Annotated in this window: 19 protein-coding genes; 9 read left to right on the top strand and 10 right to left on the bottom strand. The window is 59.8% G+C overall.

Annotated elements, in window-relative coordinates:
• Positions 1 to 237 precede the first annotated feature (237 nt).
• Complete coding sequence (locus AKN83_RS34880) at positions 238 to 1,365, top strand: hypothetical protein (protein ID WP_050400669.1); 1,128 nt, start codon at positions 238 to 240, stop codon at positions 1,363 to 1,365.
• 106 nt (positions 1,366 to 1,471) lie between these two features.
• On the opposite strand, the gene AKN83_RS34875 is transcribed toward AKN83_RS34880, so the two are convergent.
• Positions 1,472 to 2,209 carry a metallophosphoesterase family protein gene (locus AKN83_RS34875; RefSeq protein WP_050400670.1) on the bottom strand — a complete coding sequence of 246 codons (738 nt, stop codon included), beginning with the start codon at positions 2,207 to 2,209 and terminating at the stop codon, positions 1,472 to 1,474.
• A gap of 461 nt (positions 2,210 to 2,670) precedes the next feature.
• Between AKN83_RS34875 and AKN83_RS34870 the strand changes: the two genes are divergently transcribed.
• Complete coding sequence (locus AKN83_RS34870) at positions 2,671 to 4,296, top strand: exopolysaccharide biosynthesis polyprenyl glycosylphosphotransferase (RefSeq protein WP_083992378.1); 1,626 nt, start codon at positions 2,671 to 2,673, stop codon at positions 4,294 to 4,296.
• A gap of 90 nt (positions 4,297 to 4,386) precedes the next feature.
• Here AKN83_RS34870 and AKN83_RS34865 read toward each other — a convergent pair whose 3' ends face one another.
• Positions 4,387 to 4,653: a hypothetical protein gene (locus AKN83_RS34865; protein WP_050400672.1), complete on the bottom strand. Its 267-nt coding sequence runs from the start codon at positions 4,651 to 4,653 to the stop codon at positions 4,387 to 4,389.
• 57 nt (positions 4,654 to 4,710) lie between these two features.
• A complete protein-coding gene (locus tag AKN83_RS40225) occupies positions 4,711 to 5,124 on the bottom strand; it encodes a hypothetical protein (RefSeq protein ID WP_157113709.1) in 414 nt (137 codons plus the stop codon).
• Positions 5,125 to 5,224: 100 nt separating this feature from the next.
• Between AKN83_RS40225 and AKN83_RS34860 the strand changes: the two genes are divergently transcribed.
• The 7 genes from AKN83_RS34860 to AKN83_RS34830 all read left to right on the top strand — a co-directional run bounded on the left by AKN83_RS34860 (position 5,225) and on the right by AKN83_RS34830 (position 13,414).
• Positions 5,225 to 7,309: a right-handed parallel beta-helix repeat-containing protein gene (locus AKN83_RS34860; protein WP_063695673.1), complete on the top strand. Its 2,085-nt coding sequence runs from the start codon at positions 5,225 to 5,227 to the stop codon at positions 7,307 to 7,309.
• A complete protein-coding gene (locus AKN83_RS34855; protein WP_050400674.1) occupies positions 7,306 to 8,442 on the top strand; it encodes a glycosyltransferase family 4 protein in 1,137 nt (378 codons plus the stop codon). Before AKN83_RS34860 ends, AKN83_RS34855 begins: the two co-directional genes overlap by 4 nt.
• 39 nt (positions 8,443 to 8,481) lie before the next feature.
• Positions 8,482 to 9,219: an FkbM family methyltransferase gene (locus AKN83_RS34850; RefSeq protein WP_083992377.1), complete on the top strand. Its 738-nt coding sequence runs from the start codon at positions 8,482 to 8,484 to the stop codon at positions 9,217 to 9,219.
• Positions 9,216 to 10,556, top strand: coding sequence for an O-antigen ligase family protein (locus AKN83_RS34845; RefSeq protein WP_050400676.1), 1,341 nt, complete (start codon positions 9,216 to 9,218; stop codon positions 10,554 to 10,556). Before AKN83_RS34850 ends, AKN83_RS34845 begins: the two co-directional genes overlap by 4 nt.
• Positions 10,557 to 10,589: 33 nt before the next feature.
• The gene (locus AKN83_RS34840; RefSeq protein ID WP_050400677.1) at positions 10,590 to 11,342 is read left to right on the top strand and encodes a methyltransferase domain-containing protein; all 753 of its coding nucleotides are present in this window, start codon (positions 10,590 to 10,592) and stop codon (positions 11,340 to 11,342) included.
• 71 nt (positions 11,343 to 11,413) lie between these two features.
• A complete protein-coding gene (locus AKN83_RS34835; RefSeq protein WP_050400678.1) occupies positions 11,414 to 12,085 on the top strand; it encodes an acyltransferase in 672 nt (223 codons plus the stop codon).
• Positions 12,086 to 12,121: 36 nt separating this feature from the next.
• Complete coding sequence (locus tag AKN83_RS34830; RefSeq protein WP_157113708.1) at positions 12,122 to 13,414, top strand: MATE family efflux transporter; 1,293 nt, start codon at positions 12,122 to 12,124, stop codon at positions 13,412 to 13,414.
• 103 nt (positions 13,415 to 13,517) lie between these two features.
• Here the strand turns inward: AKN83_RS34830 and AKN83_RS34825 are convergent, their stop codons facing one another.
• From AKN83_RS34825 to AKN83_RS34800, 7 genes are all read right to left on the bottom strand, one after another.
• Positions 13,518 to 14,276 (bottom strand): hypothetical protein, encoded by a 759-nt coding sequence (locus tag AKN83_RS34825; protein WP_157113707.1) that lies wholly within the window; start codon positions 14,274 to 14,276, stop codon positions 13,518 to 13,520.
• Positions 14,277 to 14,280: 4 nt separating this feature from the next.
• Positions 14,281 to 16,518, bottom strand: coding sequence for a polysaccharide biosynthesis tyrosine autokinase (locus AKN83_RS34820; RefSeq protein WP_063695672.1), 2,238 nt, complete (start codon positions 16,516 to 16,518; stop codon positions 14,281 to 14,283).
• Between the two features lie 111 nt (positions 16,519 to 16,629).
• Positions 16,630 to 17,259 carry a hypothetical protein gene (locus AKN83_RS34815; protein ID WP_063695671.1) on the bottom strand — a complete coding sequence of 210 codons (630 nt, stop codon included), beginning with the start codon at positions 17,257 to 17,259 and terminating at the stop codon, positions 16,630 to 16,632.
• A gap of 60 nt (positions 17,260 to 17,319) precedes the next feature.
• Positions 17,320 to 18,747 (bottom strand): O-antigen ligase family protein, encoded by a 1,428-nt coding sequence (locus AKN83_RS34810; RefSeq protein WP_063695670.1) that lies wholly within the window; start codon positions 18,745 to 18,747, stop codon positions 17,320 to 17,322.
• 47 nt (positions 18,748 to 18,794) lie between these two features.
• Positions 18,795 to 19,991: a polysaccharide biosynthesis/export family protein gene (locus AKN83_RS34805; protein WP_050400683.1), complete on the bottom strand. Its 1,197-nt coding sequence runs from the start codon at positions 19,989 to 19,991 to the stop codon at positions 18,795 to 18,797.
• A 228-nt stretch (positions 19,992 to 20,219) separates the two neighbouring features.
• A complete protein-coding gene (locus AKN83_RS40220) occupies positions 20,220 to 20,480 on the bottom strand; it encodes a hypothetical protein (RefSeq protein ID WP_157113706.1) in 261 nt (86 codons plus the stop codon).
• A gap of 49 nt (positions 20,481 to 20,529) precedes the next feature.
• Positions 20,530 to 22,287 carry a hypothetical protein gene (locus tag AKN83_RS34800; protein ID WP_050400684.1) on the bottom strand — a complete coding sequence of 586 codons (1,758 nt, stop codon included), beginning with the start codon at positions 22,285 to 22,287 and terminating at the stop codon, positions 20,530 to 20,532.
• Positions 22,288 to 22,468: the final 181 nt, after the last annotated feature.

Below are 22,468 nucleotides of genomic sequence, written 5' to 3'. Positions count from 1 at the left end.
GCGGCAAGGTGAGCGCGAATCTCTTCGCAAACCAAACCTTCTTGCAGGTACAATCCGGTGCCTGGCTTTAGCTTGGTACCATTTGTTGCTAGGGTCGCCTGATTATCGATCGTAATCTGAAGCTCTTGGGATGTGGATGGGTTCGTACCGCAATGCCCGCCTTATTATTCTGATGGGTCCGTTGCAGAATGCGCCGGCATCAGGCCGAAACGGCGGGCATATAGAAACGGCTCTTTCATGAGTAAGCGCGATCTCGAGCAGGTACCGGGGCCGGCCGGCGACGCTCCTATGCCTGAAGTTGAGTTTGCGCTGGTCCTGTCTCGGATCATCACGTCGGTCAGTACCGATCAGGATAGCTTGCGCCAGACGGTTTACGACCTGGCGCGGTACAAGCTGAGCGAACAGCTGCTGTCTTCAGGGATGCCTGCGAGCGAGGAGGCGAAGGCCAGGAAGGCGCTGGAAGCGGCCATCCATGGTGTCGAGAGCTTTTCGCGGAATAATGATCAGCAGCTGCCGGCTCCTTTGGGCGCGGCGCCTTTGCCCTTGCCGATTTCGGACTCCGCGATGGAGTACGCGAAGGACCCAGCCCAGACGATATGGTCCGACCCCGAGCCTCGCGCACTTGGCCGTTCTGCTTCCAAGCGCAAAGCGCGAACCGTGTCCCTTGCGATGATCGCTGGGGTACTGGCCGTGCTCGTGCCCATGATCGGCGGCTTGCTTGCGTTCATCTATCGCGACGATATCGCGCACATGGGAAGGTCGCAGATCAACAAGACTGCTACTGTGGCTCCCCCCAAACCTCCAGACGCTGTCGCCATGGCCGAGCCAGCGAAGCCCTCGCGGTTGTTGCCCACGGAGTTTGGCGTCTATGCATTGAGCGAGAACAAGCTCTTCGAATTGAATCCATTGCCGAACAAGGCCCAGGACGCGCGGGTCGCGATTTCGCCGACAATGGGAATCACCAAGCAGCCCGTTCTTCGCGACGGCAATCCCAAGTTCATCGTCTATCGGCGTGAAGCGGCCTTGAATATCCCGGAGCGCGCCGAAATCCGCATCATTGCAAAGGTTGCTCACTCCATTTCCTACGACGCGGCCGGCAAACCGATCACGACAGCTGACGATGGATGGTACATTCGGAACATTTCATTTCCCTATCGCGTCTCGCCGATCAAAGAGAATGCCGAGATGTACGAGATTCAGCCGGAAAATGGCGGGACCGCTCTGTCTCCAGGCCGCTATGGCTTGGTGCTCAAGGGACAGCTTTATGATTTTGTCGTTGGCGGCGATGTCAAGGATCCGCGCCATTGCCTCGAGCGGCTAACGGCGACGAACGGGACCTTCGTTTCCGAATGCCGTCAGCACTGACGGAGGCTTCGCCGCGGTCCACGCAACTCATTCCTGCCGCTTCCGGCGAATGCGGTGCACTGTTCAACACAGCCGCTTCCAGCCTGCGCGGAGTGAGACTCTCTGCTCAGAGAAACCCCATCCGGCCGCCTTCGATCCACATGCAGGTCAGTTGCCCGGTGGCGTAGGCGCCGGTGTCGATGTTGATACGGTTTGGTCGAATTTCCGGTGTGCGGACCGGCGTGTGTCCGTGGATCACGAGCCGCCCGAACAAGCCGTCATGCAGCAGAAAATCGTCACGTATCCAGCACAGATCCGTCAGCGATTGCTTGCTCAGCGGCACGCCGGGTCGTACCCCTGCATGCACAAAGAACACGTCATCAAAGGCGAAGCACGGTCTCAAACCTCGAATGAAATTCAGGTGTGAGACGGGCAGCGCTTCCGCGAACTCTGCCGCCAGCCGCGACTGGTCGGCCTGGTTCGGGTTGCGCGGCGGACGGATGCCGTAGGATATCAGGGTCTCCAGGCCGCCAAGGGAAAGCCATGTCGGCAGGACCGTCGGAGATTGGACGAAATCAGCCAGCAACGTTTCGTGGTTGCCCAAAATAAAGACGGTATCGCAGGTCTCCTCGAGCGCTAACAGGCAGTCCACCACCTCTCGCGAATGCGGACCGCGATCGACATAATCGCCCAGGAACACCCGAACGGAGCGTGCACAGGGTCTTCTGTTCAGGTCGGCCTCGATCTTGGCGTTAACCTTCTCGAGCAGATCCAGCCGTCCGTGGATATCTCCTACCGCGTAGAAGCGCAGCTGAGGTGACGTGAGGAAGCCAGACGGCAGCGGTTGATCGAGCTGAGCCTGCATAGTCACAACGCCCCAATGGCCAGCGGTTATGGAGATACCGACAGGCGTATTCGGGAGGGCTGCCAGCCCGTCACCAATATCAGAAATTTGAGCGGGGCGAGCCAAAGGTCATCGCTTTAACGCGAAGGGCGTTGTGTCAGGCTCGCCTGCCAGAACGGAAGCGAAATAGCCTAACTGGCAAATTATGGTTAACGCGACCATCTGGAGCGCGGTCCAGACCCCAAGGTCCGCCAGCAAGCACGGTATCCGTGACCAGGATTACGGCGTGCGCGGAGCAAGGCCAGCACGTGGCAGCGCGCGTTGCCGGATCGGCAAGGGCCGATCACACCAGCGAGCAATGTGACGATAGTCATCTTAACATCTGTCCGGTCTTGGCACATCTTCGTCAGGCAAGCCTTGGTTCATCTTCGTAAACGAGCCTGAGGCAGCCCTTCATCGGGACCAAATGCCGAGCGCGGCGTATGTCTGAGGTGCGAAAAGTTCAACGCTTCGGCGAAAAAATTGATCAGCGGCTGCCCGCGAAATCGGCTTTTCGAGTAGGTAGAGATACGGTAGGGTTACCGCATTCTTACCTGCATTACGTATTTTGTGGTTGTTTTTCGGTGACGAATATTGTTGAAAGGGGCGCCCTCCTCCCCCATAGCTGTTCAGAGCCCAAGCAGAACGCCCTCTGGCGTTCCATGGCAGCCTCGTTACCGGCGCGCGCGAGCCTCGCTTTTGTTTTGATAAGCATCGTCGAGTTCACCTGCGTTGCGATGACCGCTTTCGCGTCGGCTTGGGTGTACCACGTACTCGCATCGACTCCCGGCTTGCGCGTGAAGGTCTATCTGCTGGCATCCTGCTTCATCGGGGCAGCCGAGGTCTGCATTGCCGCAATGGCTGGCCAATTCCTGCATCTGGAAAAGCAACGGGAGATCCGATTCGCTTCCGCCGGAATCGGAGCTGCGGCCACAACGTTCGTTGTCCTGACCTCACTTCTATTTATTTTCAAGCTCTCGGGCGTCTATTCCCGCGGCACCTTGATCTTGCAGTTCGTGAGCTGCTTGACGGCGGTCGGGTTGGTCCGGCTGGCCGCCTATCGCACATTCCAGAACGCCGCTCAGGAGGGACTGCTTCAGAGGCAGCGCGTGGTGCTGGTCGGGCGCAACGACGATTGCGAGGCTTGCGCAAGCCAGTTGCGGAAGTCGGGCGGAGGTTTGGAAGTTCTTGCCTGTCCGCTCGGCTGGGATGCCGCGTCCGGGGAAGCGACTCATTTCGATCGCGCGACCGGCGTAAGGCTCGTCGAACGGTGCAGGGTTCTGCAACCCGATAGCATCATCCTGCTCGTCGATCGAAAGCAGGAGGATGGCACCGTCGGGATGCTACTGTCGCTCCTGAGGCAGATCCCCGCCGACGTTTACGCGGTGCCGACGCATAGGGACATCTTCTGGGCGAATGCGCAGACGGCCGAAATCGGCGGCCTCGCCACCTTTGCCATGTCGCGCCGGCCGCTGTCAGTGTTCGACCTCGTCGTCAAGCGGACATTTGATATCGTGGCGGCGGCCGCGGGGCTGATCGTATTGTCTCCCCTGCTGCTGCTTTCGTCGCTGGCCGTGAAGCTCGATTCGAGGGGACCGGTTCTCTTCGTGCAGATCCGCCACGGCTATAACAACGAAGCAATCCGCGTTCTCAAGTTCAGAACGATGTACGTGTCCGACAGTGCCGAATTTCGACAAGCATCGAAGGACGATTCGCGCATAACCAGGATCGGTCGCATCTTCCGCAAGACCGGGATCGATGAACTGCCGCAACTCTGGAACATTCTCCGGGGTGACATGTCCGTCGTTGGCCCGCGGCCGCACGCGATCAAGCACAACGAGCTCTTCACTCCGCGCATCGACAGCTTCGATCGGCGGCATACGGTCAAGCCCGGACTGACTGGATGGGCTCAGGTCAACGGATTGAGGGGCGAGACCAATACGCTCGAGAAGATGCAGAACAGGATCGAGCACGATCTCTACTACATCGACAATTGGTCGCTGCTGCTCGATCTCAAGATCATCTTGCTGACCCTGTTCTCAGGCAAGACCTACCGCAACGCGTGGTGAGGTGTCTTCGCTCCGGCAGGGCCGAGGGCGACCGCGCGAAGCCTGACGGGAGGCGAGCCAGCCTCCCATCTCCGGACGAAGCCGAACCGATCAGTATTCGGTATAGACGCTGAGGAAAGCCGTACCGCCGTAGGGCCGGTATGCGTCGTAGAGCCCGTAGCAGGCATAATGATCCGGACAGCGGCAGAGATTGACGACACGGCAGCCGCGGGGGCCGCAGCGCTCAACGTGGCAGACGTCGACAGCCGCGCGGCGCGGAACCACGCGTTGCGGCTGCGGAATGACGGAGTAATCGGCTGCGATGGCCGCGCCCGCAGACATCGTCAGCAGGGCCCCGACGAGGATCGATTTCAGCATCTGCTATTCCCCCTCAATTTTGCTGTCCAGAGTCATCATCCGGAAGCGTTCCGAAATCTAGAAGCGTTCCGAATACTCATACCGAAAATCCTTGGTCGCTGGTAGAGTACCAAGGATGGCTTCTTTCCGCTCGTGGCCTCCAACATCCATGTCGATGCAGCTGCGCGTGCCATAGTAACAGACTTGCACCCTAACACGCTCGCCGCAGACGTTCTCCGCATAGATCCAATGATTGAACAGGCGGTCATTGTTGGGAAAGGAGCGAGATACTGCGGTGAGCCGCAGGCAGACGGCTCCGGTCGGGCTGCGGTGCCGACGGGATGAGATGTCGTCGACTGGCGGAGGAGGGGTGACTCCAAGCGTGGCTCCGACGCCGGATCGCTGCATCTGGGCCTGTGCATTCGCAATGGCGAGAAACTGCGCAGCCAGGCAAAGAGCGAGGCAGATTTGGCGCGGCTTCCTGTGCGACAACTGATCTCCTCCAAGAATGAAACTTACAAGGATGAAACTTACTGGATGCCGGCTCTGGTAGGGTCGGCACAGTCTTATACCCTCGATTCGAGGATCAGAAATGAATTCTGCCGTAATACTGTCGGGCCGGTCTCCTCTCGTTGCAGGGCTCGCGAAACTTTGCTTCGCGGTGTTGCTGGCAGTCCTGACGGGTGGATGCCGAGCGGACGACGTTTCCATCAACGTTGAGGGCACGCACGCGAGCGTTACCGGGGCGGAAAGGACGGTCAAGGCAGCCTCGCTCGCCGAGGCAATCGAATTCGTGCGCAAGGATGGGAAAGAGCGCACCGCGCCGGTGACGTACAGTATCAACCTGCCCGCTGAAGCCCAGATACTGGGTCAGCCTCTTGCCATTTCCGGTCCAGAACCGCCCGCCGGCTCCCGCATCATCATCCGCGGCGCACCCGGGGGCACCAGGATATCGGGAGCGACCTTCGTCCAGAACCACCTCAAGCTGTCGCGCTCCCAAGGTGGACGATACGAGTACACATTGCCGTTTTCCGATTTGCCCGGCGAAACCGCGCAGAAGCTGCTGAGGAAGCTCTCGACCATATCACCGAGGCAGTTGATGATTCGAGTCAACGGCAAGACGATTCTGCAATCGACAAGGTGGCCCGCCAGCGGCTTCCTGCCGGTGCTCGAGATCGCCGGCGATCCGCGGAGCAGCACGGCGACCATGACGTTCGCTGATCTGCCGGACGGAGCGCGCCGCTCCTCCGACCTCTGGATCGGCGGATACCTCACCGATTCCTATCTCTTCGTGAACGCACGGGCCCTTGCCGTCGATTCGAAGGGCGTGCTGACGGATCGAAACAGATTGAGAGCAGACGGCAAGCCTCCCGAGAGGGTGTCTTTCTACAATCTGGCGAGCTTTACCCAATGCAATTCGTTTTTCTATGACGCGTCGGCGAGAACGCTGAACTTCTGCTCCGAGGAGCCGATCGAGACCCTCGAGGTGCCGGTGCTCGACACCCTGCTGGCGATTTCCGGCTTTCATAATTTGACCGTCCGAGATGTGGTCTTCGAGCTCGCAATCGAGACCGCCGTAACCGTGCGCGACAGCGTCGCGATCAATTTTTCGAATGTTATCGTCCAGCTGGCGGGCGCCGATGGAATTGCCTACACGAACTCCAGTGACTCCCGGATCGATCATGCGAGCATTCGCGCCGTCGGCCGGCGCGGGACGTGGCTGTCCGGAGGTGACCGCGCCAGCCTGACGCCGGGGCGTATTTCGATCGAGGACAGCAGTATCCGGGACTTCTCCCAGATTTACCGCACCTTTGCTCCGGCGGTGCAAATGGACGGGGTCGGAATGAGCGTGCGTCGATGCGTCATCTTCAACGGACCGCAGTCCGCAATCATCTATTCCGGGAACGATCACGTCATCGAAGATAACCTCCTGGCCCAGCTTGTTACCGAAGCGGGCGATTCAGGATTCATCTACAGCGCGCGCGACTTCACCAGCCAGGGCACCGTCATCCGCCGAAACGTCCTGCTCGGGACGGGCGGACAGTACTTCAACGATGCTCGGGGGATTTATCTTGACGAATTTTCGAGCGGGAATCTCGTCACCGACAACGTCATCGTGGGGATCCCTTACGGAATCCTGATGAACGGCGGTAAGGATAACAAGTTACTATCAAACCTCTTCATTCTAAGTTCGCCGTCGATTTGGGGGGCCGCATTGGGATATGCATCGTGGTGGCAGGTATGGCGCAACGATCATATGCAAGTTCCGGGCGGGCTCAGCGTAAGGAATTTGTATAGCCTGCCGGTCGATAGTGAGCGCTGGACAAGCCGCTATCCTGAAATCGCCGGTTACAAGCATTCGGACCTTCTCCGGCCCGAACGAAATCTGATCGAAGGAAACAAGTTCATGGGCGCCGGGTCCATCACGGCCTTTGACGGCGATATTCCCACTGCCGAGGTCCGGAACAACAGTGCGGTCGTGTACCGAGGCAGCCTTCAGCTTCTCGAACGCTTGCGCAACTGGATTGCGCCTTCGCAACTCAGTGAGACCATGGCGCTCATCTCGTCCGAGCTCGATCGTCATGGCTTGACGGATCACATTCCGTTGCGTGTCCCGGATCGGGCTGGAGCGCAGCTGCCGGGGGATCGCTTTGCAACGCTGTCCGAGTCCCGATGAATAAGAAGCGCGTTCTAATCGTCTATCGGTCGTTTTTTCCGTCGTTGTCACATCTCGGACCCGCCACCGCGATCCGCAACCTGATGCACAACATGTCGGACGATTACGAATTTCACCTTTTGACCCTCAATCACGATTTCACCCATGGCGTCCCCATGTTCGAAACGCCGGTTCATCGGGAGCGGATGGGGTCCGCCACAATCGAGTATATTCCGAGGGGCTCTGCCGGTTTGCGCATTCTCTTCGACCGCGTCAGGGAGGATTTCGACGTCGTCGACATACAGTGTGCCTTCGACCCGTTGCTCGCGATTCCAACCCTTATCTTGACGCGCCTCGGATTTCTGCGGCGCAAGCGCGTCTTCCACACGCCGCACGGTATCTTCATGGATGTGATCATGTCCGCGTCGGCCCTGAAGAAGCGGCTGTTTTGCCGCATGGCCGATTTCACCGGCCTCTATCGCGGGGTGGTTCACCTCGCGGGGTCTCCCGCGGAAGAGCACGATATCCGTCGCAACCACCTCCGCTCCCAGGAGGTGCTGATGGTTTCGCAATTCGTAGAGAGCGGAGCACCTCGACCGACCAAGCGAGAAAAGCCCCCGGCACAGCTCAGAATGGCGATGGTCGGCCGGGTGACGGTCCAAAAGAACGTCACCTTTGCGCTCGACGTGGTACGCCGCCTCACCGTCGCGTCCTCGCTCGATATCTTCGGTGAGGTTGACGACAGTTCTTATGCGCAGCAATGCGTTGAGACCGCGCAAGCCGGGACCGGACAGTGCGAGGTGACGTTCAAGGGAAACCTGCCCAAGGACGAACTGTTCGCGCAGCTGGCGGATTATGACGTCCTTCTGCATCCGACGCTGGGGGAGAATTTCGGTCATTCGATCGTGGAGGCATTGACGCTCGGGCTGCCGGTGCTGATCAGCGACAGGAGCCCCTGGACAGACGTCGCGGCGAGCAACGCGGGCTGGGCACTGTCGCTTTCAGAACCGGAATCCTTTGTGGAGAAACTCGAGGCGATTCACGCGATGGGACCGAAGCAGTGGTCCGAGCTCAGCGAGGGAGCCCTTCGCTACAGCCGGGCAACCTTCGACGGCCGGGCAACGTCCGAGCGATATCGACAGGCGTACGGTTGAGTTCCGGGTCGTGTGCCTGAGGAAGGGGAATTTCGCATCATGCAATTGATCACCATCCAGAAAGGCGTGTTTTGCGCGCTTCGCCCGTCGCTATGGCGGCTATTGAGCATGCGGATAGCTCCCGCGATTGAGCACCGGGAGGCTCTGTCGCGCCTTTCCTTTGAGACGGTCGTGGATGTCGGCGCGAACAGGGGCCAGTTCGCGGTGATGGCCCGGCGGCTGTTTCCGCAGGCGCAGATCTATTCCTTCGAGCCCCTGTCGGAACCGGCCGCCCGCTTCACCGAGGCCCTCGGCAGGGATGACAGGGTCCGGCTCTTTCCCTGCGCCATCGGCCCGACGTCCGGGCCGGCCAGGATCTACGTCACCAGCAAGGACGATTCTTCGTCGCTCCTGAAGCCGGGATCCGCCCAACGCGAAATATTCGGGGAACAGACCACGCGGATGGATGAGATTGCCGTTCGCCGTCTCTCGGACTGTCTGGAAGCGGGAGCCATCCGGGGGCCGGCGCTTCTGAAGGTCGACGTCCAGGGCGGTGAATTGGACGTCCTGGAGGGATCTGCCGATCTCATTAACCAATTCGAAGCGCTCTACATCGAGTGCTCGTTCATCCACCTCTACGAGGGCCAACCGCTGTTCGGCGATATCTCGCGCTGGACGGAGGCACATGGATTTCGGCTGGCAGGTGTATATAATCAGTATGTTGATCCGCAGCATGGCCCGGTGCAGGCGGACTTTCTTTTCCTCAAGACGATCCCCGCTGGGGCCGGCCCGCGATGAGACTGCCCGTCTTCGTCACAGAGAATCTCGCGATTCTTCGCAACCTCGCGAAGGGGGGCGCATTCAACGCGGCTGGGCTCGGTTTCGCCTTCTATGTGGTTGCAATCTGCTATCCTGGAATCAAAGCCACATCGGCTCAGCTGATGGATTTGCGGAGCGGCTTTACCACCCAGGCTGATGTTGGAGGGTTCAGCCTGTTCGTCGCGGTACCTGCGCTCTTGCTGGGCTTGTTGGTATTCGCCCGACACGGTGCGTACGCCGCGATCCGCCGATCGCAGCCGATCCTGATCTTCCTTTTGATCTACTCCGGCCTGATCGTTCTCGCGTCGGTGGCTGGCGCCGAATACATCGAGTCGTCAGCGCAGATTGTCCAGTACGTCGTCACGCTGGGAACATTCCTGCTTTGTCTCTGCTTTTGGCAGGCGCCTGCGCAGAGCGTGGACGATGCGCTCGCGATGGGATTTCTGGCGCTGGCCGCATCCCTCAGTGCCGCCGCGGTTGTGCAGGGATTTCACGAGTATCGATGGGTCGGCCTGATTCACCCCAATCACTATGCGCGATATGCCTATATCGCGTTGGTGCTCCACTCTTTGGTGATCAGGCGCGTGAGCCTACCTGTCTTCGTGATTTGCTTCGGCGCAACCTACGTCGTCAGCGCGCGAACCATCATGATAGGCACGCTGTTATTTTACCTTGGGTACCTTGCCTTTGCGAACTACCGGGCGCTCTTCAGTCGCGCGCAGCAGGTCATCAACGTTCGCATGTTCGCAGCCTTCATGATGGCGGTCCCGGTCGCGCTGGTGATGTTGCCCTTCATTACCGACACCGACCGGCTGATTGACAAGGTCACGAACGATCTTGCGCTGTTCGACCCGAACCGAGGAGTTCTTTCCGGATTCACCGGTCGTACCGAATCGTGGAACGTGTTCTTCGACACGATCGACGAATATGTGTTCTTCGGTTATGGCTTCCGTTCCAGCCGATATAATCTGCACGCGGTCCATAGCGGCATCTTGTCTTACTTCATGGACTTCGGCCTGCTGCTCGGTGGCCTCCTACTGCTCGTTGTCGCCGGCCGCGGGCTCTATCTGATCTGGATTGGCACGAAGCACAATGATCTCAGGACGTTGCTCTGCGGGCTGGCGGTCGCGACCACGCTGCTGATCCAGTGGTTTGAGCCGGACAATTTCAATATCGGCTTTATAGGTTCCTTCTTCTTCATGCTCTTTCTGGCGTACACGCCTTCGGCAAGTCGGCAGTACGCGTCAACTCAACCGCGTCACGCGAGGTTGCCGCAAGGGCAGCCATCACTACAGCCTGCGGCTGATGTCTCCTGATCATCAGCGCAGTCCAATGTCGGATCCCTTCATATGCCGCTAGATCATTTGCAGTCCTGCAAGGAGATTGTTCGCCACGTATTGTTCCGCCTTGGCGCGGACGAGATTATCAATATAGCGAGGCGCGTGCGTGGTCGTGATACGAGCCACATGCGCAAGGCTGAGCTGAATGAGGTGTTTTCGGATATCTACGTGAACGGAACCTGGATCGAAAATGCGGAGCAGATGAGTCTTTCGGGCCTGGGTTCTTCGCCGATAGCGACCGACGCGTTGACCCGTCAGCTCTCACAGTTCTTGCGAGATGTCGGATGCACCAGGCTCGTCGACATAGGCTGTGGCGATTTCAACTGGATGTCTCGAGTTACCGGCGATTTCGATTACCTCGGTATCGACATTGTCCCGTCATTGATCTCTTCTCACAACGAGGTCCACGCAAATTCCAGAAGGCGCTTTGCCTGCATGGATGCAACGAAGCAACCCCTCGAACGCTGGGGCGACGTAGCGATATGCCGTGAAGTCCTTTTCCACCTCTCGTTCAAAAATGCTCTTGCGCTTCTTAACAACATAAAGTCCGCCGACTTCAAGTACATCTTGCTGACCAGCGACAGTTCCGTGTGGTTCAATTCCGATATTCGGGACGGAGACTTCCGGAGAATCAACCTGATGCGGTCTCCATTCGGACTTCCCGCTCCGAAATTCCAGTTGACGGACGATGGGGTTTCCGGCGGGCGGATGCTCGCCGTATGGGATGCCGGCACCCTGAATTCGACTTCTGGCGCTGAGTGACATCCGTCGTCAAAATTTTATATCGCCGTTACCGGCCATGGCCGTTTTCATAGTTTTAGGAGCGCATTGAAATGTTGAAGGCGGGCACTCAAGTTTTATTGTTCCTGGTACCTTGGTCGCTTCGGCGCTGGGCTTTGAACAAGCTCTTCGGTTTCTCGATTGACGCAAGCTCTCGCATTGGCCTTTCGATCGTCCTTGCTGATGAGGCTTCTTTGGCAAAAGGGGCCTCCGTCGGTCATTTCAACTACATCGGACGCCTCGACAACCTCGAAATGCATGAGGGGGCGATGATTGGAAATTTCAATTGGATCACCGGGCTTTCGCGAAAGTTGAACTCTCCATTCTTCAAGAAGAACCCAGGGCGGCGATCGGAGTTGCTGATGAAGCGTGCGAGCCTGATCGCGCACCAGCACTATATCGACTGCTCCGACCGAATCGAATTCGGCATGTACAGCGGACTTGCGGGCGTTCGCTCGCAACTGGTAACGCACGGCATCGAGCCGCTGTCGTGCAGGCAGACTTGCTCGCCGATTATCGTCGGCGACTACACGATGGTTGGATCCGGCAGTCTCATCACGAAGGGCGTCAAAGTTCCCAACTGTTGTTTGGTCAGTGCCGGTTCGGTTGTGAGTCACCTGAAGCCGGAGTCTTACTCGCTCATTGCGGGAAATCCGGCGGTTCATGTTCGCAAGGTACCAGAGACAGCAAAATTTTTCTCGCGCACAGACGCAATCATCTACTGATTGCGAACTGAGGCCGCCACGCATGCGCTGGTCGATATGAAGCCGATATTGTTATCGACTCTTGCGGGGTGGCTCGCGAGGCTGCTCGCTATCCTGTTGAATCTGGTGGGCACTCCGATGGTTCTTGGCAAGCTGGGACCATCGCGGTTCGGTCTGCTCCTTGTCATTTTAAGCATTAGTTCGTGGATTGGGTTTGCCAATGTCGGCATGGGGCGAGTGATCGCAAATGCCGTCGCTCGCACTCGCCGGAGTGCGAGTGCTTTCAAGACTGAGACCGTGTCGCTTGCCGTGGTACTCGCGGCAGGCCTCAATCTCGTGCTGTTTGGAGCCGCAGCGGTTGCGCTGATGATCTTCATGTGGCTGGCGCCGCTGAACGAGGCGATTCTCGCGAACTACAGCGAGTTTGTTGCAACGATTCTGGTCCTGTTTTTCGGCTTGGCCCTTTGGTTCTTCCTCTCGATCTTTGAGGGGATAGATGCCGGGCACCACCAGCTGCACCGGCTCTATTTGTTCCAGCTGGCAAGTTATGTCCTATCGTTCGTGTTGCTGCTCTTTGTATTTCCGTCCCATCCGTCGATCGTCTTCGCCGCCGTCCTTCTCAGCCTCGGTTTCTTGCCGGGTTCAGTTTTCCATGCGCTCGACGTGGTCCGCCGGAACCGGAATCTGTTTTCAAGGAACTGGAGGTGGAAACCGCGGATCGCCCGGCGCCTGCTGCTGAGCTCGCTCGACTTCACCATCATCAGCCTCGGGATAGGAATTTTATATCAACTTGCTACCGGGCTCTTCGGTTTCTTGGCGGGGCCGGAGGCTGTAACCGAACTCGGAATATTCATGCGGCTGATGCAGTCCTATGGAGGGCTCATCATCGCCTATACGTATCCCCTCTCAAATATCGTCGCGACGAAGCTCAAGATGCGGGACGACTTGGCGGCCACGCGGATCGTGCGCCTCAGTGGGGCGATGCTGCTGGCAGGATCTTGTTTGGCAGGAGCGGGCTTCTGGCTGTTCGGCAATCTTGCGCTGTCGATCTGGCTGCACACAACGATCGAACTTGATCATCTGTTTCTGACGGGGGCATCGTTGCTCATCGTTCTGAGTGCCTTGCAGTTCTTCTTCTCAGCCTTGCTTATCGGCACGTCCAATATCAGGGAAGCGGCGAGGCTGCAGGTATGGCAGTCGCTGGTCTATGTGCCGATTGCCTGCGTGTTCTTCAAGATCTGGGGCCAGGAGGGCGTCCTGCTCGCCATGGATACCGTGATGTGTGTGGGTCTCGCCATCATGATCAGATTTGTTCGGGGCCACTCCGTGCTCCGGGCAGCGATCGCGTGATCGCAACTGGCGGACTTGCATTGCGATCTTGATGATCGCCATTCTGCAGGAAGCCGTCCCGCGAAGCGCTGATCGGACGGGTGAACGTCACATCGCGTAGCGTTCAGCGAACGACCACAGACGTCCCCGGAATATGTGGGTCGATCCCCTTGCGGGCGAGCTGAACCGCAAATAGTTGCCGGTTCTTGACAGGTACCGTGTCCATCCGGCTGACCAGTTGGCTCTGGTAAGGCTGGGCTGCGCCGAGGAATATCTCGATGGCCTCCGCATAGAGCTCGGTCCGCAGCAGCAGACAGAATTCGTCGAGCACCTTGGACTGGAGCGCTTCGGGAAGGGCTGGAAAGATCGCGAAGGCGGCGCGGTTTCTGGGAATGGCGAGCCAGCCCTCGTTGGGGCCGACCTGGTAGGACATGTCCAGATAGCGGATGTATTCCTGCCTGAGACCTGTCCGGAGGCTTTCGACCTGGAAGAGCGAAAACCAGAGATACGAATCCGAAGGCAGGCATGACAGCGCGTTCAGGAGGGAGCGCCGGCTGCGTTCGAGATCGGCGTCGATTGCCGACGATGCGTCGACCCTGCCTCTCGCGATGGCCAGATCGACGATCGAGGTGTCGTGGGCGGCCGCGGCGCCGCAGGGAATCAGATGGCCGGTTCCGCGATATAGCTCGAGCTTCTCTTCCAGCTGATCCAACGGGAAGGTCTCTCCGCGAACAATGCGGTTCGCGAATTGCTCCAACGGCAGTTGTCGCCAAAAGGTCGGCAACGTGATGGCTGACCAGGCCACCCCGGCCAGTCCGAGGACAGCCGCAAGCAGACAAGCGACGCCAGTCGCCGCTGCACCGGTGAAATCGGCACTCTTCAACGATCTAGCTCGGCTGCGAGTACTTGGGATCGTAGTAGTAGCTCGTCCCGTATCCTTCGTACCGCTTCAAAAGATTGGTGTCGGCCTTGTTCATGACCACACCAAGCAGGTTCTCACGAACCGGCCGGGCGTTCGCCAACGCTCGCTCAAGGACATCGATATTGGTCTTCCCCCACTCGAGCACCAGGAGATAGGTGGGAATGAAATGTCCGGTGGCGCGGACATCGATCACCGGCGCCAGCGGCGAGAGGTCGATGATGACGTAGTCGTACATGTTGCTGAAGCGCTCGATGAGCGCTCGCATGCCTTCGGAGGCGAGGATCTCGCTGGTGTGCGCAATCGGGGTATGGATCACCGCGGGCAGGAAATCCACGCCGGTCGTGCTCTCCCGAAGAACGACGTCTTCGAACTTGCGTTCCCCAAGGACAACCTCGACGAGGCCGGCCGCGGCGTTCGGCGTCATCAACTTTGTGAGCGACGGATTCCGGAGATCCGCGTCGATCAAGATGACCTTGTGCCCGGACTGCGCGCTGAGCAACGCAAGGCCCGCGGCCGTGGTCGACTTCCCCTCGCCGGGAAGCGCCGAGGAAAGGCCCACGACGCGGCCGCTGCGCAGTCGGCTATTGAGGTCTATCGCGGACTTTATCGATCGGATGCCCTCGGCGTATCTGGAGAACGGCGAACTGACCACGGTCCAGAAAGCTCCAACCTCGGCCCGCATCTCATGCGGCGACGGAGGGCTGTCATTGGGCTGCAGAGCCGGCGCCGGAAGCACGGGAAGGGTCGCGAGGCAATCCGCTCCCAGCAGCCGCTCGACCTGATCGCTGGTGCGTACCACGCGATCGGACAGGTCCCTCATGAGGCCGATGCCGAAGCCCAGCATCAGGCCGCCGGCGCACGCCATCGAGAGAACGAGAACGGTCTTGGGACTGCTGCGCTTGGACGGCCGGCCCGCGCTCGATATGATACGGGCCTCCGTGATCGGGAACGATTGCTGCTGAATGGATTCAGTATAGCGCTGCAGGAAGGTTTCGTACATCGAACGGTAGGTCTGGGAGTTGCTCTCGAGCTCCTTCAGCTGGACCTGGGCCTGGCCACCGATTTGAGAGCGGGCGACCGCGGCATCGAGCGCGCGTTGGGCCTCATCCTCGCGCTGCTTGGCGATCTCGTAGTCGCTCTTGTATGTCTCGGCGAGGCGACCGAGCTCGGCGGTGATCGACTTGGCGATCTCGCGCATCTGGTTACGCAGGTTGACTGCCGCCAGATGGTTAGTGCCGTACTTCGCCGAAAGGTCGGCTTCCCGGTTGGCTATCTCCAGGTATTGGGATCTCAGCTTGCTGACGACGTCGCTTCGCAGAGTGTCCGTTACCGTTGCGTCGCGAACGTCCGATTTCATGACCTGCTCGATGCGATCGAGGCGTGCACGCGCGTCCGCGGTGACCGTCCGTGCTGCGAGCAGCTGGCTGTTGAGCTCTGCGACCTGCTGTTCGGAAATCGACCGTCCGCCGGCATCGACGATGTTGTTCTTGCTTTTGAAGTCGACGATCGACCGATCGGCGGAGATCGCCTGCTGCTTCAGCTCCTGGATACGGCTGGAAAGCCAGTCGCCCGCGCGGCGCGCCGACTGATACTTCGCGTCGAGCTGATCGTTGATGTAGGCCTCGGCGACGGCATTGGCCACCTGGGCAGCCCGCCCCGGCAAGGCGGAGCGGTACGCTATCTCGATCACGTAGGTAACGCCTACGCGCTTGGCCGAGAGATTGTTCGAGAACTCGCGCAAGGCGCGCCGCTCGATCTCGTCCTGGGACTCATCGCCGGGTTCGAAGAGCTGGTAGAAATAGTAGAGGAGATTGCCGACGAAGCCTCCGCCATAGCGGGAGAATTCGGGCTCTTGCGCCAGATGCAAGTCGCGGATCACCGATCGCGCAATGTTGTCGGACTTGATCAGTTCGAGCTGACTGTCCACGGCCGGCGAGTCCACGGGGACTTCGGTAAAGAGGGAATTCTGCGACGAGTAGGGCTGAAGCTTTCGCGTGTCGATGATGATCGTCGCCTGCGCGGTGTAGGTCGATCGGACCACCACGAGATAAGCGGCACCCAAGGCGAGGGTGATCAGCATCGTGACCAGGAAGATCGGATACTGGCGACGAACGAAACCGAGGGCAGCCGCAAACATCTGATCGGGCGACACGTAGTCCGCGCGTTCGATCTCGCGTTCCTCGGGCTTCAAGAGCTGGAGCATTTTGGGATCATTGTGATGCGGCAAGCCAAAACGGCCGCCTGTTTCGCAAGCAGTCGCTCACTCCGGCCTGAGCCGGTATGTAGCCAATGCCGGATTTACCCGGCATTGCTCTCACGGACTCACTGAACTCGAAACGACGCCGGAATTCGAGAACGTACTGCCCAGGCCGGTCACACTCGACGTGTAGCTGAACAGCGGCGTGTTGGTGCCGCTTCCGCCGATCGGCTGCGGGCCGCCGCCCCCACCACCGCCGAACTGCAGCGGATTGGTTTGACCTCCGCCAGCGCCACCGCCACCACCGCCGCCGCCTGCGGCTCCGATCGGTCGGTCGCCAGCGCCGGCGGCGAAGGCCAGAACGACGTCCTGGTCCTTGGTGTTGAGAATCGCCTGTTGGATTTCTGTCGCAAGACCGGGGTTGGTTCGGACGATGACCTTGGCAGCCTGCGCCAGGCCGGCGCCGATGGCCGCCTTCTGGTCCTTGTTGGCGTTCGCGATCAAGTTGATGATCGGCTGAAGCGTGGCGGGGTCACCCGAGACCAGGTCGCGAACGGAGCTGACGAGTTCGGCGCCGCCGCTGGGATTCTTGGCAAGAAGCTCTGCCGGGTTGCTCAGGAATTGAGCTGTGGCTTGAGGCGAACGCTGGGCCAACGCTGGTGTCGGGGCCTGAGCGGCTACGCACAATGCGAGAATCGCAAACGCAGCGACGCCCGTGATTTGTTGTTTAAAAGCGATTTGGAACATACCATGAACCCTTCCAAAAATATAACGATATCTTAACCGCATAGCCCCCCAACATCAACGTCAGTCGGGGCTTTCCGAACTTTGGTTCACTTCAAAGTTAACCGCCTCAGCCTGCTCTACCGTTGGCTTCTGTGTCTGCGCGAGAGCGGCACCAAGCAGAACAATCACGGTCCCGGCGTAGGCAGGGATTTGCAGTGAAAAATCAATGAGGGAGTGCAACACGGCGACCGTTGAGACGGCCAGGGCGGCGCGCGGCAGCGTACGGGAGCGTCGAGGATCGAGGCAGGCGCGCAGCAGCACCGCCATCGCGCCGATCCAGGCCAGGACGACGATGCCCGCCAAGACTAGGCCGCCCTCTGCGGCAATCTCAAGGGCGACGTTATGGGCCCGATCCCACACACCCCAGCCTGAAATCTGGCTGCTCCGATAGGCGGCGAAGCTCCAGCGGAACGAGCCCAAACCGCTCCCGAGCCATGGAAAATCCGAAATCATGCGCAGGACCGAGGCCACGACGCTGGCCCGTCCACCGCCGGTTGTGCCTTCGGTTTCCAACCGTTCGCCCAAACCGCTATCGAAGATTTGGTAGATCGCCAGGATGACGACGACGGCAGCGCCGAAGGCCAGCCATTTGCGAAGCCTGGGCGACATCTCCGATCTGAAATTCAGCCCAAAGGCCACGAGCAGGCCGACAAAGCTGCACGCCACCCCGGCACGCGAACCGGTCAGGACCAGTGCCAGCAAGCAAACGCAAAAAAAGCTGCCCGGCACCGCAAGTACACGCCAATTCACGCGGGTGGTCGGTGGGCGGCGGCGTTTGCCGGGACGGCGCTTCCTGCGCAGATTGAGGCGCCGGAACGCGAGCAGTAGCCACACAATGGCAATCGACCCGAAATAGACCGCCGCCGCATTGCGGTTCGTGAACGTTCCGGTGAGATTGCCGACATAGGCGATCTTCTCGTGCCATAGCACGAGGTTGGGTTCGAGCGCGTAGGAGCAAATCGCGTAAACCGCATAGAGGCCACCGGACCAAGCGATCGTGCGGAACAGACGGCGCGAGAGCGTTTCGTCGCCGCCGCAGATGTAGCCTCCCGTGAACAGCAGCAGATTCAGAAGCGGCGCGCCGATCGCGAGATAAGGCTGTCCCTTGGCGATCGACGCGCTGGCCTCCAGCGGCATTCCCAGAATCTGGCTGGCCAGGGCCCAGATTGGATGGGCCAGGGAATCGGACGGCGCTCGAACCACGACCTGAAGGTGGAGGATGGTCGCATAGCTCGCGACGCCGACGGCAATGATGGCTGCGAGAAACAGCGGTGAAGCGATGGCCGGCGGCCGCAGCGCAAGCCCGACCACCGCTATGCCCACCAGGCCGCACCAAAGGGAAATGGCGACGGAGGACACCGATGCAAACGGGAAAGGCAAAATGGCCACGACCGCGAACAGCAGCGCAGCAAACGCATCCGAAATCTGCCGCGGCTTGAGGACGACCATCGCCGTCTCCAAGACGACGATGTATCGCCGGTCGCTCCGCACGCGGATCAGGGACCCGTTACGACCAGATTCCGAAGCGCCGCACCATTGTAGGCTGCAACTATCGGATCGTTGACCGTTGCGGTGACCAGCCTGATGTACGTCATCAGCTTCGCCGATTCCACCGCTGGAGCATTCGACGTATACAGAACGTCCTTGTTCCGGATCAGCACCTTCGTCGCCAGGAAGTACGTCGACGGGTCGCGCATATTGAAATTATACACGATCGGGATGATCGGCGTCGTGAAACGGCTCACGTCGACGCCCATCATCGCGGCAATCTCGCGCCGCTCACCGCGATAGAGGAAGATCGCTCCGGGATCAGCCAGCGTATCGTTCAGGCCGCCTGCCTTACCCACGGCCTCGGCCACCGAAATTCGCCAAGCATCGAAATTGAACTGCCCCTGCTGGCCGGTTGCACCGAAGGCAACAAAGGTCTGCGGCTCACGGTAGACGTAAACCGTATCGTTCGGATGGACCCAGATATTGTTCGACGGCTCGTACACCAGCGACCCAAATGGCACCGTCGCCTGCTTGCCGTTGCGCTCGAGCATGACCCAAGTGTCGAAGCCTTGTCCCTTGGGGCCACCGGCACGAGTGATCGCATCGAGCAAGCGCTCGCCAGCAGCGTTTGCGGGATAGCGAACCGGATTGTTCACTTCGCCGAGAACGCTGATGAGCGACGTCCGCTGATCGATGAGGGCGACCACTGCCTGCGGCTCGATCGCGCGATTCTTCAGCGCATCCGCAATCGCCTGCTGGACTTCGGAAGGCGTCCGCCCTTGCGCGCGGACAGCGCCGGCGTAAGGAACCGAAATATTGCCGTTGTGGTCTACCGTCTGATTAGGCAGAGCAATGAAGTTGCCGGGTCGAACACCCGCTTCAACCGGGATGAACAGGCCGCCTGCGGCTGCCTCAAAGATGGTCACGCTGACGACGTCGCCGACGCCAAATCTGATTTCGCGGGGGGGCTGACGATCGGGATAGGTAACCGTCAGCTTGCCGGTATTGCGCGCCAGCACGGACACGACGTCTGAATTGACGCGGACCAGCGCATACGGAAGGCTGTTTTCATCGACCGGCGTCTCGCTTTTTACAGCTTGGCTGGACGGCCCCGACGTCGGCAAATAGCTGCACCCGGCCAAGGCAATCGTGGCGCTAAGGGCTATTCCGGCAAAAAACTTGATTTTAAAAAAAGTCCCCATGCTTTCGGAACTATCATGGGCTCAGCGCAATCTCTAAGCGAATCTACGTTGGGTCCGATTTTTGGGCCACGGTAGTTGCTGATCTGCAACGATCTTGCGAGGGTTTAACCGGCATTTAACCAAGCTTCGCAGACCAGCGCAATTTTGATCGCTGGCTACGAAGGCATCGTTACGGCGGGAAGGCGGACAGGCGGCGGATTTGGCGAACCTCACCCCGGTGATAGAGAATCACCGGCTCGAGCCGGAACCGGCGTAGCCGCCCTTCGATTGAGAGCTATTGGAGTTTCCGAACGGGCTTGTGAACGGGCTGCCAAATCCGGTGCTGACGCCCTGGTTGGTTCTCACCGCCGAATTCGGCCCCCCCGAGACCGCCGATCCGCTCTGGCGTTGCTGCGTCACGGTCTGGGTCGGGGTTTGCGATACGCCCTGTGCCATTGCGCCCCCTCCGGACAGCAACAACAGAGTCAGCACGGCTGTTCCGTGTCTCATGAAATACTCCTTCCAATTTCCCGGATCGTTGCAACGACAGGGAATTGTCTCACGCCGCCGCGACGGCGAGAAATTCCGGCCGGCATTGCGTTAGCTGCCAAAAGTGTTCGAAAACAGCAAATGGACCGGCGCGCTCAGTATAGGTGTGATGGACGTGACGCGCCAGATCCCCTTGGGGACCGACGTAGACAACCGCCTTTTCCCCGAAATTAGTCAGGCAGGCGACCCCATAGGGTGTTCTGCTGTCGCGCTCCATCGGAACTGGATAGACGAACTCGGCCAGCGCCGCCTCGACCTTCGTCCCGATCATGGTCTGGAATATCTCCTTTTGATCTGTGACGACGGCATGAAGCGCATCGATGGATCTCGCGGGATCGTCGTCGGTCGCAGCGAGCATCGCTGCTGCTCCACCCGGCGATCCCGACGTCCAATCGAGAACCGCACCAAGGTACCGTGGCGGACGGTCCAACCGGACGACCCCATACGCAGCATGAGCCAGTCCCATTCCCCCGCCCGTCACAACCCATTTCCCCTTCGAAATCATGCTGCCGACCGTGCCAATCTTGCGGATGACCTGCCCTGTCGGCGAGGCTCCGAGATTCGGGGAGTCCGGACGGTCGAAGTCGTCGAAGAAGGCTTTGGCGGGGCGGCTCAACGAGGCGCCGTCTGAAACCTTCGCGCCGAATAAAGTCAGTCTCGCGATAGTCGAATTCCAGCTGCCGCTTACGCCGCTGCCCAGTCTGGCGAGCTTCAATCTCGCGGGCATTTCGCAATCGATCGTCTTGAGAGCCTTTCCATTGAGCGACACCGCGAGTCCACCGGCGCCCTGAATCAAGCAAACGGTAAACCGCATCAGCGGCGGCACGACGCCGAGCCGAACTTCGCTCGAGGTACCCTTGCTCACGACGGTCACATAGAGAACCCTCTCGCGCTGCCGGATCTCGACATAGTTGTCCGGATCGGCGTACTCGCACCATAGCGAGCCCGCCCCCACAAATCTCGGCGCATCGGCCGTAATGAGGATCGAACGTTCGACATGCGAGAGATAGCCCTCGGCGTCGGCCAGCAGGACGTCGTCGGCCTTGCGCGATGTCGCGCAAAACGTCGACCGCCAGCCACGTTGCTCCAGCTGAGGCGAATGGAGCTCGAATGTGGCGTCGAACCGCGCTTGCGTCGTCACTCGCAGCGCAAGACTCGCAAACCCGTCGTCGGGGGCTACCGAGCGAACTTGTTCCCACCACGGCTTGTCGCTCTGCATCAATTGAATCGGGACGGCGACTGGCGGGATGGCCGATCCGTCCGACTTCAGCGGCAGGATGCAGAGCTCTACCTTGGTCACCCCGCCCGCGTCGCGATTTGCCGACCGCAAGGCAATGGATCCCGTGAGCAGCTCGCCGCGCTTGACTGCGAAGTGCCGGTTGGCAGCCATCACAACGTAGAACTGGCCGGCGCCGTCTCCTCGCAGTTGCAGGCGACCGGACGTCGCGTTGAGCTTGGTGAAGGTGACGACCTGGCCGGCCATCGGCGTAACCTGCCATCCCGACGGAAGTGCTGCTTCCGCCGAAAAGCCGGCGTCCTCAACGCCGTTCAGAGCTGCTTCCTCGATCATGATGCCGGCCGGATCGCCGAATACCTCATGATCCATGTAGCGCAGACTGCCACGAAGGACGCGCGTGTGCAGGTCCGATGCCGTTCGCTCGAGAAAGTTGAGATCTGCAAGCGGCGTCGGGGTCTGCTCGGCGGCGCCGGCCTGGCTGTAAAACAGCGCAAATAAAGCAGAGCCTAAAATCTCCCTGCGTGTAGGCATCTCTCAGGCTCCAGATGGTGGCACTCGATACTGGCAGACCGGCTCCCCCTCGGCAAGATTTGCGCGGCACAGCGCGGTCGGACGCGTTCGCGCTTTCCGGATCGATCGCGAATTGCGTCCCAGCGCGGCCGGCAGGCTTCACTGCCTCCGCCCTCCCCTCAGGAAGGCGCGCCACTGCTCC

Source organism: Bradyrhizobium embrapense (assembly GCF_001189235.2).
Taxonomy (GTDB): domain Bacteria; phylum Pseudomonadota; class Alphaproteobacteria; order Rhizobiales; family Xanthobacteraceae; genus Bradyrhizobium; species Bradyrhizobium embrapense.
Note: the sequence above shows the minus strand (reverse complement) of the source record. Positions and strands in the feature narration are given on the sequence as shown.

Coding starts and splice junctions, on each gene's coding strand:
- AKN83_RS34870 (WP_083992378.1), top strand. CDS start 2,671: ATGTCTGAGGTGCGAAAAGTTCAACGCTTCGGCGAAAAAATTGATCAG.
- AKN83_RS34865 (WP_050400672.1), bottom strand. CDS start 4,653: ATGCTGAAATCGATCCTCGTCGGGGCCCTGCTGACGATGTCTGCGGGC.
- AKN83_RS40220 (WP_157113706.1), bottom strand. CDS start 20,480: ATGAGACACGGAACAGCCGTGCTGACTCTGTTGTTGCTGTCCGGAGGG.
- AKN83_RS34805 (WP_050400683.1), bottom strand. CDS start 19,991: ATGGGGACTTTTTTTAAAATCAAGTTTTTTGCCGGAATAGCCCTTAGC.
- AKN83_RS34880 (WP_050400669.1), top strand. CDS start 238: ATGAGTAAGCGCGATCTCGAGCAGGTACCGGGGCCGGCCGGCGACGCT.
- AKN83_RS34800 (WP_050400684.1), bottom strand. CDS start 22,287: ATGCCTACACGCAGGGAGATTTTAGGCTCTGCTTTATTTGCGCTGTTT.
- AKN83_RS34850 (WP_083992377.1), top strand. CDS start 8,482: ATGCAATTGATCACCATCCAGAAAGGCGTGTTTTGCGCGCTTCGCCCG.
- AKN83_RS34815 (WP_063695671.1), bottom strand. CDS start 17,259: ATGTTCCAAATCGCTTTTAAACAACAAATCACGGGCGTCGCTGCGTTT.
- AKN83_RS34875 (WP_050400670.1), bottom strand. CDS start 2,209: ATGCAGGCTCAGCTCGATCAACCGCTGCCGTCTGGCTTCCTCACGTCA.
- AKN83_RS34845 (WP_050400676.1), top strand. CDS start 9,216: ATGAGACTGCCCGTCTTCGTCACAGAGAATCTCGCGATTCTTCGCAAC.
- AKN83_RS34860 (WP_063695673.1), top strand. CDS start 5,225: ATGAATTCTGCCGTAATACTGTCGGGCCGGTCTCCTCTCGTTGCAGGG.
- AKN83_RS34830 (WP_157113708.1), top strand. CDS start 12,122: ATGAAGCCGATATTGTTATCGACTCTTGCGGGGTGGCTCGCGAGGCTG.
- AKN83_RS34820 (WP_063695672.1), bottom strand. CDS start 16,518: ATGCTCCAGCTCTTGAAGCCCGAGGAACGCGAGATCGAACGCGCGGAC.
- AKN83_RS34840 (WP_050400677.1), top strand. CDS start 10,590: ATGCCGCTAGATCATTTGCAGTCCTGCAAGGAGATTGTTCGCCACGTA.
- AKN83_RS34810 (WP_063695670.1), bottom strand. CDS start 18,747: ATGGTCGTCCTCAAGCCGCGGCAGATTTCGGATGCGTTTGCTGCGCTG.
- AKN83_RS34855 (WP_050400674.1), top strand. CDS start 7,306: ATGAATAAGAAGCGCGTTCTAATCGTCTATCGGTCGTTTTTTCCGTCG.
- AKN83_RS34835 (WP_050400678.1), top strand. CDS start 11,414: ATGTTGAAGGCGGGCACTCAAGTTTTATTGTTCCTGGTACCTTGGTCG.